This window comes from Acinetobacter sp. YH12218 (assembly GCF_013417925.1).
Lineage (GTDB): Bacteria > Pseudomonadota > Gammaproteobacteria > Pseudomonadales > Moraxellaceae > Acinetobacter > Acinetobacter amyesii.
Map to the genome: position 1 here is coordinate 14,195 of NZ_VPDB01000020.1, position 12,927 is coordinate 27,121.

13 protein-coding genes are annotated in these 12,927 nt (G+C 41.5%); 11 read left to right on the forward strand and 2 right to left on the reverse strand.

The window, feature by feature from the left end; all coding sequences use genetic code 11:
• The first annotated feature begins 4 nt into the window (after positions 1-4).
• Both filE and FTV03_RS07685 read left to right on the forward strand, forming a co-directional pair.
• Complete coding sequence (gene filE, locus FTV03_RS07680) at positions 5-1,354, forward strand: putative pilus assembly protein FilE (RefSeq protein ID WP_180040856.1); 1,350 nt, start codon at positions 5-7, stop codon at positions 1,352-1,354.
• A 22-nt stretch (positions 1,355-1,376) separates the two neighbouring features.
• Complete coding sequence (locus FTV03_RS07685) at positions 1,377-3,392, forward strand: hypothetical protein (protein ID WP_180040857.1); 2,016 nt, start codon at positions 1,377-1,379, stop codon at positions 3,390-3,392.
• Positions 3,393-3,459: 67 nt separating this feature from the next.
• Here the strand turns inward: FTV03_RS07685 and FTV03_RS07690 are convergent, their stop codons facing one another.
• Positions 3,460-4,008 carry an NUDIX hydrolase gene (locus FTV03_RS07690; RefSeq protein ID WP_180009934.1) on the reverse strand — a complete coding sequence of 183 codons (549 nt, stop codon included), beginning with the start codon at positions 4,006-4,008 and terminating at the stop codon, positions 3,460-3,462.
• Between the two features lie 126 nt (positions 4,009-4,134).
• Between FTV03_RS07690 and FTV03_RS07695 the strand changes: the two genes are divergently transcribed.
• The 9 genes from FTV03_RS07695 (at position 4,135) to FTV03_RS07735 (ending at position 12,490) form a co-directional block, all read left to right on the forward strand.
• The gene (locus tag FTV03_RS07695) at positions 4,135-4,743 is read left to right on the forward strand and encodes a CoA pyrophosphatase (protein WP_180040882.1); all 609 of its coding nucleotides are present in this window, start codon (positions 4,135-4,137) and stop codon (positions 4,741-4,743) included.
• A gap of 35 nt (positions 4,744-4,778) precedes the next feature.
• Entirely contained in the window at positions 4,779-5,309 is a 531-nt protein-coding gene (locus FTV03_RS07700; RefSeq protein ID WP_180040859.1) for a gamma carbonic anhydrase family protein, read from the forward strand.
• A gap of 162 nt (positions 5,310-5,471) precedes the next feature.
• Positions 5,472-6,137 carry a tRNA (adenosine(37)-N6)-threonylcarbamoyltransferase complex dimerization subunit type 1 TsaB gene (gene tsaB, locus FTV03_RS07705; RefSeq protein ID WP_180040861.1) on the forward strand — a complete coding sequence of 222 codons (666 nt, stop codon included), beginning with the start codon at positions 5,472-5,474 and terminating at the stop codon, positions 6,135-6,137.
• Between the two features lie 12 nt (positions 6,138-6,149).
• Positions 6,150-6,974 (forward strand): undecaprenyl-diphosphate phosphatase, encoded by an 825-nt coding sequence (locus tag FTV03_RS07710; RefSeq protein ID WP_180008558.1) that lies wholly within the window; start codon positions 6,150-6,152, stop codon positions 6,972-6,974.
• On the forward strand, positions 6,968-7,786 hold the full coding sequence (locus FTV03_RS07715; RefSeq protein ID WP_218945800.1) for a class I SAM-dependent methyltransferase: 819 nt from the start codon (positions 6,968-6,970) through the stop codon (positions 7,784-7,786). Before FTV03_RS07710 ends, FTV03_RS07715 begins: the two co-directional genes overlap by 7 nt.
• Before the next feature lie 125 nt (positions 7,787-7,911).
• Positions 7,912-9,303, forward strand: coding sequence for a C13 family peptidase (locus tag FTV03_RS07720; protein WP_168378508.1), 1,392 nt, complete (start codon positions 7,912-7,914; stop codon positions 9,301-9,303).
• 28 nt (positions 9,304-9,331) lie between these two features.
• The gene (gene fghA, locus FTV03_RS07725) at positions 9,332-10,177 is read left to right on the forward strand and encodes an S-formylglutathione hydrolase (protein ID WP_180021431.1); all 846 of its coding nucleotides are present in this window, start codon (positions 9,332-9,334) and stop codon (positions 10,175-10,177) included.
• Between the two features lie 130 nt (positions 10,178-10,307).
• A complete protein-coding gene (locus FTV03_RS07730) occupies positions 10,308-11,414 on the forward strand; it encodes a YjgN family protein (RefSeq protein ID WP_180040863.1) in 1,107 nt (368 codons plus the stop codon).
• A 14-nt stretch (positions 11,415-11,428) separates the two neighbouring features.
• Positions 11,429-12,490, forward strand: coding sequence for a M48 family metallopeptidase (locus FTV03_RS07735; protein ID WP_180040865.1), 1,062 nt, complete (start codon positions 11,429-11,431; stop codon positions 12,488-12,490).
• Positions 12,491-12,521: 31 nt separating this feature from the next.
• On the opposite strand, the gene FTV03_RS07740 is transcribed toward FTV03_RS07735, so the two are convergent.
• On the reverse strand, positions 12,522-12,818 hold the full coding sequence (locus FTV03_RS07740) for a DUF2218 domain-containing protein (protein WP_111884782.1): 297 nt from the start codon (positions 12,816-12,818) through the stop codon (positions 12,522-12,524).
• Positions 12,819-12,927: the final 109 nt, after the last annotated feature.

Consider the following 12,927-nt stretch of genomic DNA (forward strand, 5'->3'; position numbering starts at 1 on the left):
CAGAATGAAAAGGATTTTATTCATAAACGCGTTACTTGTACTGTCTGTGGTGCAAGTGTCGTATGCCTATGCCGGGGCGTTTCATACCATTATTGGGCCGGATGGGCGCCCAATGGTGGTACAAGTGCAAGAAAAACCGGCAAAAAAACCTAAAGAAAGTCCAACTGCTAAAACGATAGACTCTCAACCTGTACAACAAATTATTCAACCATCCGTAAGTATTAGTCCGTCTCAAACCAAGACACCGATGACACGTCAAACGAGTCCAACAGCACAGGCTGTTGGACCAGTGAATTCTCAACATTTAAGTATACGTGAGCCGGAAAAACGGGATGAAATTAAAGCTGTCACAGTAGATAAAATTAAAGACGTCTCAGGGGATAAAGTTCGCAAATCTGAAAAGTCAGCACAAGCGGCAGATACGACAGCAAAAGTGGTACCTTCAACCGCATGGACAGAGAAGTTACAGCAATCAGAGCTAACCCAACCTCGTGAAGCGTATCAGTCCAAAGTTCTAGCTGAAAAAGATAAACCTGTCGTCGAGAAAAACATCCTTGCTGAGAAAGTAGTCAGTACTGATCAATCCGTACGATCTTCAGGTGAAAACTTAGAAAATCATCCTTCAAAACAATCGGCTAAGGCAAAACAAGAGCAAGGCTTTTCGACGATGGCTGGTGAAAAGTATGTCAATAATGAATATCTTGAAGATAAAGAGTTTAACTTAGAAGGCAAAAAGCGCTTTTACACCATGCCCGAAGGCGTTATTGATAGCAAGATGGGGCAAACGCGGATGCAAACCATTGAACGTGAAAAAGGTGTAAGTCGCTCCGTCATTGATAATTTATTTAAACGTAATCAACCCGAAGATACAGGCCCAATCACTTTAGCCACATCATATTATCGGGTCTCACAAGCTGATACCATTCAAGGTTTAGGTCAGCAATGTTTTTCAAATAAAAAAATGAAGAAAGCCAAAGAGCTTGACTTGGCACAAGATATTAATTTATGGCCTCGAGCGCCTTTATCAGACGAATTTGACTATGAAGTCGTAAAACTAAAATCACCATTACAAAATATTCGTATACATTCATTTGCATCCAAAGTACAAAATCCTACATTTTATTGGCCATTTGCGGTATTTTTAGACAAAAATGGATGTGTCATGGAAGGCGCAGGTGGATTCAAAAATAACCAAGGTGAAGCGGATCATCTTTACCATGAAAAAATTGAAGGCGTGATTCAAGTGCCTAAAGGTAGCCAGTATTTATTTTTAACGCCTTTAGCAACAGCAATTGACGTCGATGGTCGCGTATTAACCAATCAAGGCCAACTTAAATTAACAGCAATCCGTTAAGGACATAAAAAAGAGAATTAGGATGAAAAATAAAATTTTATTACCGTTTGCTTTAACGGCATTGGTTGCAGCGCTCAGTGGCTGTGGCGGTGAAAGTGCAAATGTGAATCCTGAAATTTATGATACCAGTACAACCAATGGTACTTGTAAAAGTAATACCGAAGGCTGTGTCGAGTTTGTTTTAGATTATCCAATTGAAGGTCTGAACTTTAATTGTTCGAGCGACGTTAAAAATACCTATATTACCTTGTTTGATCTAAAAGAAGGTGTTTCGACAGGTGCTTGTAAGATTGGCGATACGGTAACTTTCTTTGTCCAAGGTGAAAAATCACGTCGAATTGATTTGGGTAAAGTGGATTTGAAGCAAATTTCAAATGTAGCCAGTGGCACGACACCCCCACGTTTGACCTTATTGGATTTGGCTGCCGGCATCGCGGGTAAACCTGCTGCAACGATTTCAAATAGCGACGCAACGGTTAAAGTGGCCATGCGTTTAGCCAAAATCATTCAAGCCTTGGCATTGAAAAATAATAGCGCAGTTACAGCTACAGACATCCAAGCGGTTTATATCAACAATGCAGATAAAGTTTTGATTGATCAAATCACTCGAAATGTCGCGACAGCAGATTTCAGTATCAGTTCAGATACGGAATTTAATGACCTGTTTACACCTTGGCTAGACCTGTCCGAAGTCAGCAATGAAAATGCATTTACCTTAGTTTCAAAACTCATGAATATCTCAACGGCTGCGGTATATCAGCCTGAGTTTGCGTTATTTTCAACTGATGGCGTGATTACCAATGCCAGTGGTTCAAATGGATTGGTGGGCTGTGACAAAAATGAATGTTTGCCGACCGATAGTTCAAAAGTCAATTTATTCGGTCATTTCATGTTAATGACGGACCGCCAAGGCATGACATTTGGTAGTGGTTTACAGTGGAAGGGCAAAGTTGATCAACAGTTGAGTACCATTGGTGGTGTGAATGTCTTGCTCTTGACACAGGTACGACCAACACGTTTAACAGCAACGCCGCAGGACAATTGGATTGATCCGCTTACCAAGCAAATTGATAAACCTGGCATTCTGGGTTTCCGTTTTGATGCAGAAGAAGCCAACTCTGGCCCGCTGATTATTAAACAAGGGACGCTACTTGCCGACAAAATGGTGGTCGGTACGGGTGGAAGTTTATATAAAACGTTAATGGCTAAAAAAGATGATTATGTTCTGACGGCCGATGATAAGAAAAAATTAGGCCTGTGGGAGCAAAACATTAACCAAGTGCAATTTAAAGGCACGATGGATTTATACAAGCTTTATCCGTTATCGTATTTAGACAAAAAAGTCTTTAAGTCTGTTGAAAATGTTGCTGCTGGACAAAATTATATCTTCCCGTTATATGCAGATTTAACCTTTAAATTTACCGATACCTCGATTAAAACAGTGAAATTGGGTGTGGTGATTGACCGTAATGGTGATATTCGCACAAATATAAAATCTGGCGTGCCAGACGATGTATTTACTCGTCAAGATAGTCAAATTGTCGATTTGTCTACACACGCGACGGAAGGCTGTAGTGGAAAAGATGTGCTTGACCCACTATTAATGAAAGATGACAAAGGTGTACAGCAATACCGTATCGGAACGACAACCCGTACCTTTACGCCTGAAGGGAATATTAATCCAAATACCATTTCGATTCGTATGATTTTAGCTGACCCATATTTCCATACGCTTGATGGCGCGCTGATTGGAATGAACTCAAGTGTGAAAACTTCAGCGGACACCTCAATGGTTGTGGGCGGTGCTTTAGTGCAGTTACACAATATGATCAATGCCAATGCAGGCACACGTCCCTCTGGCGTTGCTTTGACAGATTCGGATAATAAAGTGGTGAAATGGGGGAATAGTTTGGCCAGCTTTAGTTATATTTATAGCTTAAAAAATCCAAATGATACTGCTGCGGCTCAAACGGCGAAGTTAAGCGGTGGTGATATCTCTTTAGAGTTGGCCCCTTGTTACACCATCAAGGCAAAATAATCGTCAAATATGAGTAAAATAAAAAAGCCCATCAGTGATGGGCTTTTTTAATATTGAGAGCAGCAAATTAACCTGTGTGATCGAGTCGAGTGCCGAGAGTTTCGAGATGCATTTCAAATTGACCTGTTTTGCGGTCAGCAAAATAATGCCGCAGCGTTCTTTCCACACTTGGAAAGGCTAAATCATCCCAAGGAATTTCTTCTTCACTAAACAATCGAGATTCAATGGTTTCATCACCCGCACCAAATTCACCATTGATTAGTTCAGATTTGAACAAGGCATAAATTTGCCCAATACGGGGAATGTTATACATGCAATATAGTTGCTCAATGTTGACTTCTGCTTCGGCTTCTTCGCGAGTTTCACGCGCTGCACCTTGCTCCATTGTCTCATAGAGTTCCATATAGCCAGCGGGTAATGTCCATAGCCCATAACGTGGCTCAATCGCACGACGGCAAAGTAAAACTTGATTGTCCCAAACGGCTAAAGCACCACAAATAACTTTAGGATTCACATAATGAATAAACCCACATGCGGTACAAATACGGCGTATCTGATGATCTCCAAGCGGGATCGCTTCTTTTGTTTTTTGTCCGCAGTTTGAGCAAAAGTTCATATTCATCGTCATGGATTGTGTGAACCGTCAGAATAACTTAAAAATAAAACTTTGGCATCATTTCTAACCAGCTTGGTCGAAATTCAGCTATGATGAAAATAAGATAATTATAAGGATGTAATGTGGATGGATGAGGGTTTATTGACTCAGCGATTGCAGCAAAGTTTACGTTTTTCTAAGCGTATTCAACCCGCGCATGCTGCTGTATTGATTGCGATTACCCAAGAAGATAATCCACGTATTTTATTGACCCGCCGCTCACTCTATATGAATAATCATGCAGGTGAAGTGTCCTTTCCCGGTGGCAAACGTGATGCCCAAGACACCAGTAATATCGTGGTGGCTTTAAGAGAAGCTCAAGAAGAAACTGCTCTAAATCCATTTGATGTGCAGCTTTTGGGTGATTTACCGATGCAAAAAGCTCGGAATGGGATGTTGGTTAAACCGATCGTAGGGTTGATCCCGCCTGATGTAAATTTGATACCTCAACCCACTGAAATTGACCGTATTTTTTTTGTATCATTAAGACAGCTTTTAGAAACACCGCCAACGCCGTATGAAGTTCGTTTTGCCCAGCAATCACTATATTTCCCTAGTTTAAGAGTCGAAAACGAAATCGTATGGGGCTTGACTGCACGGATGCTGATTTCCTTATTTCAATATGGTCTGAATTATCAAAAAGAATGGCCTTTTTTATTAAATTCTCCTTCATTTCATTTGGGCCGTGAGCCTTAAACCTTTATTAAAAAGTCAAAATAGGATGTTTGATCATGTTGTACAAGTTTCAAGGATATAGCCCGAAAGCCACGCATCAACCTTGGGATGGTTGGGTTGCAGAAAATGCAACAGTGATTGGCCAAGTTGAATTAGGCCGAGAAGTGAATGTCTGGTTTGGAGCCGTCATTCGAGGGGACAACAGTCGTATCAAACTGGGTGATTTTACCAATGTACAAGAAAATGCGGTGTTGCATACCGATGCGGGCATTGAAATGACCATTGGCGATTATGTCACGATTGGGCATCAAGCCATGCTACACGGATGTACCGTAGGTGATAATAGTCTGATTGGAATCAATGCCGTGGTCCTAAATCATGCCGTGATTGGTAAAAATTGCATCATTGGTGCGAATGCTTTAATTCCAGAAGGGAAGGTGATTCCGGATAATTCTGTTGTGATGGGTTCACCGGGTAAGGTTGTTAAGACTTTAGATGAACAAGCGGAAGCACGTCTAAAAATGAGTGCCATGCACTATGCCGCTCATTTTAAACATTTTACTCAACTCGAAGTCGCTGAACTTTAGAACGCTATACATGGCAAGCAAAAAAGCCTCGAAGTTTGTCAAGGCTTTTTTATGGCTTAAAGACAGAAAGCGCTGAGTCTGTGGTGGAACATCTCGCGAACTGCGATGGAGTGGAGTATCATATTCAACGTTTTTTAAGATTAAATTTAATTAAGGTTGCGCATGAAATTACTGGCATTGGAAACTGCCAATGAGCAGTGTTCCGTCTCGATTGTAGATGAAACTCAAGAGCTTTATTTTCAACTCGATTTACGGGCAAAAGCGCAGACGCAAACTATTCTCCCAATGATTGAGCAAGGGCTTAATCAAACTGCTATTGAGTTAGCGGATTTAACTGCGATTGCCTTTAGTCGTGGGCCTGGCTCATTTAGTGGTGTTCGTATTAATGCAGCGGTAACACAAGCCTTGGCATGGGCCAATGACGTACCTGTTGTTCCAGTCTCGACTTTGCAAGCTTTGGCTCAAGCGGCGCATCGTGTACATGGTTTGACTGAAGTAACGGCAGTCCTTGATGCGCGCATGCAAGAAGTGTACATCGCCAGCTATCAACTCGATGCCAATAGCATTATGCAGGCTGTAGATGAAGAACAACTATTAAGCTACGCAGATGCCACACCACAGATCAAATTTACCGTCGTGGGTTCTGGTAGTGAGCTCATTCAATCAGAACAAACACAATACAAAGACTTAAGTGCAACAGCACAAGATATTGCTACTATTGCCCGCGAAGCGGCACAAAGAAAAGCATGGGTGAGTGCTGAACTTGCATTGCCCGTATATTTACGAGATAACGCCTGGAAGAAAATTTCAGAACAAGGCAAGCCATAATTAGGGTTATATATGGATCTTCTACTGCTGCTCAAAGCGGCGATCATGGGTATTGTTGAAGGTATTACCGAATTTTTACCGATTTCAAGTACAGGGCATTTAATTCTGGCTTCAGAATTAATGAACTTTTGGACCAAAGAAAAAAGTGATGTTTTCGTGATCGCAATTCAAATGGGTGCGATTGCTGCGGTGATTTATGAATACTGGGGCCGCCTGTGGGGTGCAGCAACTGGTATGGTGACTGGTGAAGAAAAAGGTCGCCGTTTAGGTTTTGGCTTAATTCTCGCTTCGATTCCAATCGTGTTGATTGGTTTGACGTTTGGTCAGACGGTGAAAGAACTGCTGTTCAATAACATTGCGATTGCTATGGGGTTGATTATTGGTGGTTTGATCATTATTTGGATCGAAAAAAATCCACCGCAGGTGCGTGCCAAAGAAGTAGAAGATTTAACCATTAAAGATGCGATTTGGATTGGTTTAATTCAAGTTTTATCTTTAATTCCAGGGACTTCACGTTCAGGTGCGACCATTATTGGTGCCATGTTCTTAGGTGTTTCTCGTAAAGCAGCCACTGAGTTTTCATTCTTTTTGGGTATTCCGGTTATTGTCGGTGCAGGTTTACTGGATTTATATCAAAGCTATGATGTATTTCAAGGCACTCAAGATTGGACTGTGATTGCCGTTGGTTTAATCGTTTCATTTGTCTCGGCATTACTTTTGATTCGTGCGCTTGTTGCTTATGTGGCAAAACGTGATTTCATGATTTTTGCGTGGTATCGAATTGTTTCAGGTTTATTGATTTTATTGTTCGCATTTACAGGCTGGAAATTATGGTAAGCGAAATCCGCTTATACACAGAACAAGAGTTTCATGAGAAAGCACAGCAGTATTCTGCTGTGCTTTCTTCACGTGGTGTATCTGTAAATATTGAATTGATTGAAAAATTAAACGCGCGTTTTTTACGTTTAAACTCTGAACTCAGTTTGTGTGTCGATGCAGATGGCTTGTGGTTAGCGGCCAATGGCATGAAGATGCAACCCGATTGGAAAGCAGAAGTGGGGCGTTTAAAGCGAGCATCCTTAAAGTCTGAGATGATTGCACGTGCGTGTAATTTGGCTGAAAAACCACAGCTTGTAGATGCAACCGCAGGGCTAGGGCACGACAGTCTCTTAATGGCACATTTGGGTGCTCATGTGACCCTTGTGGAACGTCATCCGATTTTATTTACCCTATTGGAAGACTCACATCAACGTGCGCAGCAAGATGCGTTTTTAAGTTCGGTTGTGGCTCGAATTGAATTGGTCTTTTCAGATTCGGCAGATTATTTGAAACATTTATCGACGACCAATCAAATCTTTGACGTGGTTTATCTCGATCCGATGTTTCCGCAGCGAGATCAAAACCAGCAAGCCGTCAAAAAGCAAGCTCAGGTCAAAAAACAAATGCAATTATTGCATTTACTGTTACCTGAAGATGGTGAAATGGATTTAGGTGATAATTTACTGGATTTAGCACAAAAAATTGCTAAACGTGTCGTGGTTAAACGTCCACGATTGGCGGTTTTTTTAGCGAATCAAGAGCCACAACATCAGTGGCAAGGTGATGCTTGTCGCTTTGATGCATATTTCCAACATGATCTTGTGACTTAAAATGATATTTGCTTCAATATTGTTCAAAGATTTGTTATATAGTTAAAAAATAGCATTGCTAAAAACGACATCAGGCATAAAATTATTTGTGCAATTAAGCGAGCCAAGGCCACCATCAGAACTCTATGATTGATTTCAAACCCTCCATCAATTTTTGGCATGATTTTAAAAGCAACCAAACTGCGGGGATGTGGTTATTTTTGGGGTCTCGTCGTTCTTTACAAATCGTTCGACCATCGATTTTACAATTGGTGTTTTGGGGGATTTTAGGTGGTTGTGCCAACAGTTTATTTAGTTGGCTCAGCACGGGGCGTATTGGCGAATTTAATGCCCAAGGTCTCATTAGCTACGCATTGTGGCCATTTATTGCTTTAATCGTGGGGATTTTCCTGTCACAACGTGTGAATAATCCACGGTTAATGTTGGTCCCAGCATTGCTTTGGTTGGTGCTTGATACGCACATCATGTTGTTTCAATGTTTGATTCAATATTTGGGAGATCTCGATTTTCTTCCATACTTCTTGTACGACTACATTCCAACGTTATTCATTATTCTATTTGTTTGGCAAAGTCTGGCTGTCGTTTGGGTATTTTCACGTGAGCTGAAATGGCCATGGTGGGAGCGAGCACTGATTATGGGTGCGACGCTATTTACTTTGGTCGTGTGGCAAGTCTCAGTCAAAGATCAGCCGATTTGGAAAGTGGAAGAAGTTCCACCAAGCTTTGCTGAAGATGCCTTCTATGCACAAAGCCGTTTGCTCAATAAATCTTTAGACGCAGTGGAATATGGTGAATTTGCTCAATCCCATTGGTACTTCTTAGGGGTGGCGGGTGCGAGTTATCAAGATGTCTTTAAACTGGAAATTGAACGGATTAAAGAACAGTTTGATACACGTTTTGGCACCTATGGGCGTTCGGTTGAACTTATCAATAACCCTGCAACACGCACTGAAATTCCGCTGGCATCTAAAACCAGTATGGAGTTGGCGCTGCGTCGTATCGGTCAGCAGATGAACCGAGAAAGTGATGTCTTATTTTTATATATGACCTCACATGGTTTACCAAATGTCTTTGAAATGGAAAATGCACCTTTGGATTTGGCGCAAGTCGATCCTAAATGGTTAAAAGAAGCCTTGGATGCATCCGGAATTCGTTGGCGTGTAATTGTGATTTCTTCATGTTATTCAGGCAGTTTTATTCCAGCGCTACAAAATGATAATACTTTAATCATTACTGCATCGGCAGCTGATCGACAGTCTTTTGGCTGTTCGAATGAAGCTGAATACACCTATTTTGGCCGTGCGTTCTTTGATCAGGCGATGCGTGAGCAGACCAGTATTCAAGCGGCATTTAATGAAACCAAAGCGACTGTTGCGAAATGGGAAGCAGCGCAAGGTTTCGAACCTTCTGAACCACAGTGGTCTATGGGGAAAAACATGGCATTAATGTTGCCTCAATTAGAACAACGATTGTTCCCGCCGACAACTACTGCACCGGCTACGACGGTTACGCCTTAAAAGATTAAAAAAGTTTAGGATAAAGATCATGGAATTAGTACAACGAAATACTTGTTTTGCGGGTGAGCAGCGCATTTATCAATTGGATTCTTCAAGTCTAAAAACCCCAACAAAGTTCGGTATTTTTCTGCCGGAAGCAGCCTTGCAAGGCCAAGCGTGTCCTGCATTGTTTTATTTGGCGGGATTAACCTGTACCGAAGAAACCTTTGCCATTAAAGCGCATGCACAGTGTTTAGCTGCGCAGCTCGGCCTGATTTTAATCAGCCCTGATACTTCTCCACGTGGGGAACAGGTGGCGCAAGGCGATCATTGGGATATTGGGCAAGGCGCAGGCTTTTATATTAATGCAACGGAACAACCTTGGGCCGAGCATTATCAAATGGAACGTTTTATCACTGAAGAATTGTATTCGTTGGTACAGGCTGAATTTCCGGTACAAAAGGGTGCGATTGGCATATTCGGACATAGTATGGGCGGTCATGGTGCATTAACTTTAGCGTTGAAGCATCCTGACCTGTTTAAATCGGTTTCTGCTTTTGCACCGATTTGTGCGCCGAGTCAGTGTCCTTGGGGCGAAAAAGCCTTTAGTCAATATCTAGGTTCAGACCGTCAGCAGTGGCTTCAGCATGATGCTACAGCTTTAGTGCAATCCAAAGGGGCTTTGTTTAAAGCCATTTTGATTGACCAAGGCATTGATGATCAATTTTATAGCCAGTTAAATCCGGCGTTGTTTCAGCAAGCGTGTGAGCAAGTTGGGCAGCCACTCGAACTGCGTGAACATGCAGGCTATGATCATGGTTATTATTTTATTCAAAGTTTTATGGATGATCATTTGCAATTTCACGCTGTCCAATTGCAAACAGTAGTTCATTAATCTAAAAGCCAGTAGTTAAAAATATTGAGGCATAGCTTGCTTTGATATACGTATAAATAAAGCATGGTGATGAGCATTGCCATGCACATGAATAAATTCGACATACCAAAAAAAATAATTTAGGGTACTTATGCAAAATTCACAAATGGAAACGCCGCTTCCGCCAGAGCTGCCCGTGATGAATCCACCGAGTCTATTTGGTGAGACAGAACAGGCTGATGTTTTGGGAAGAAATTATCATTTTAGGTTTAAAGGTAATGCGTCTGAATATTTCGGTATTTGGATTGTGAATATCTTACTGACGATTGTCACGCTTGGACTTTATGCGCCTTGGGCAAAGGTCCGCCGTTTACGTTATTTTTACGGTAATACTTGGGTATTTCAGCGTCGTTTTGACTTTACCGGTTTGCCTACAAAAATTTTAGTTGGACGAATCATTGCGTTAGTGGTCTATGGTGGTTTCTCTTTTGCTATAAATTATTCTTGGGAAGCTTTCTTAGCGGGCTTTGTCCTGATCTTCTTTGCGGTTCCTTGGCTCATTCGATCTACGATTCGTTTCCGTGCTCGCAACAGTAAGTTTAGTAATAGCCGATTCTTTTTTTCTGGGACGAATAAAAGCGCGTATTGGTGCTTTGTTAAATGTCTTGCGGTGGTTGTCTTTACACTTGGGTTGTTTACGCCAGTTGCGGTCTGGTTATATAAACGTGAATGTCTGAATCATTTGTATCTGGGTCAGTTGAAATTTAATCTGAATAATACTTGGGGCGATTATATGCGTGCCATGTATGTGCCTTTATTTCTGTTTATGGGCTTTGGTGCATTGCTGGCAGTGATCTTTGCGATACTGTTTGGTAGTTCAGATGGTTTAAATGACGCATCTTATGTTTTCATCATTTTTGGGATGTATTTGATTGGCTACATGTTCATTTGGCCACTCACGGCTGCACGTATTTTTATTACCACTTGGAATAACACCACGTTGAGCCGCAGTCAGTTTCATACGGACTGTAATCAATGGCGCTATGCATGGATTGTCTTGAGTAATTGGTTGGCTAAAGTGATTAGCCTCGGTTTACTGACACCATGGGCAGTTGTACGACTATATAAATATCAGACTGAATCTTTGCATTTAATGTTGGTCGATGATCCTGACCAATTACACAATCAAATGCAGCAAGATCACAATGCGATTGCTGAAGAATTATCCGATATTTTTGACCTAGATATTTCCTTATAACGTAGGTGAATTACATGAAAACATCAGTAGTGAATGCAACCTATTATGATGGGAAAGTGTCAAAACCCTTTGTTGCTCAAATCAGCGCAGATGGGGAACATGCTGTGATTGTGCGTTATGGTCAAGACCTAGAACAAACGCAGCATTACACCTATCAAGATATGACGCTGATCGGTGCTTTAGGTGATATTCAGCCAGTGATCGAGTTAAAGGACGATGCTCGTTTAGAGTTTCATCAACCCTTGCCAGAGTGGTTTAATCTCGACGTAAAGTCGCGTTGGCATTCGATTTGGAAGTTGGAGCGTTCACCCTCTTTAATCATTTTTAGTGTGATTTTCGTGGTGGCGTTTGCTTTTGTATTGATTAAATGGGGCATTCCTGTGGCGTCGCATGTGGTGGCCAATCAACTGCCTGAGACAGCGTTAAAGAGTTGGGGGGATCAGGCGGAAAAATATATTATCGATATAACTGAACCCACAAAATTGCCACAAGCACGTCAAGACAAGTTAAAGCAAGAATATCAACAATTGGTGGCTGAAAATCGTCCTGCGAAGTTGTTATTCCGCGGTGGTGGCAGTATCGGTGCAAATGCATTGGCGATACCCAATAACACCATTATCGTGACAGATGAGTTGGTTAAATTAGCGAAAAATGATTATGAGTTAATTGGAGTACTTGCACATGAGCAGGGGCATTTAGTTCAACGCCATAGTTTGCAGCAAAGTTTGTCAGGTTTAGGCATCAGTATTATTTTGTTGATGATCACAGGGGATGGCTCTGACATTCTTACCAGTTTACCGGTTGCTGCGGTGGGTGCGAGTTACTCACGAGACTTTGAATCTGAAGCAGATTTATATGCCCTAAAACAACTTTCAAAACATCAAATTCCAACGGCACATTTTGCAAACTTCTTACAACGTATGGAAGATGAAGCTGATGGTGAAACAGCAAAAGAGAAAGGTGCAGAGGATGAAACTGCAAAAGATCAGAGATCTTGGACAGACTTCTTTGAGTCACATCCAGCGACGAAAGCCCGTATTGATGCAGTTAGAAATTATCAATCACATCAGCATTGAGTAAAAGGCTTTGACAATATGGCGACGTAGACTACGGTTCGCGTTGCCATGTTGCACTGAGTTCTTCTTGTCCCATGCGGATCAAATGATCTAATACCACATGTTCCAATTGATCTAGATTTGTACTTGGATCTTGGGCTGAAATCACCACATCTAAAAATGCAGCTTGTGGTAAAAGACTGACCTCTGCAGAGGGCAGTTGAATCTTGAATGCAGTATTTTCTCCAATGATCTGTTCATTGACTTCAAATTTATGTTTCCAATGATTGACTAAGCGCTTAGCAACACGTGCTGCTTGAGCGGTGGTGATGTGTGTTGAACTTTTCATAGTTGCAATTTTATTGTTAAGTCGTCAGTCCTTTAACTTAGCAAAGTACATAGATACCCGTTAAGTCTAAATATGCAACGCTGTGTTTCTATCCCTGAGATATTTATCC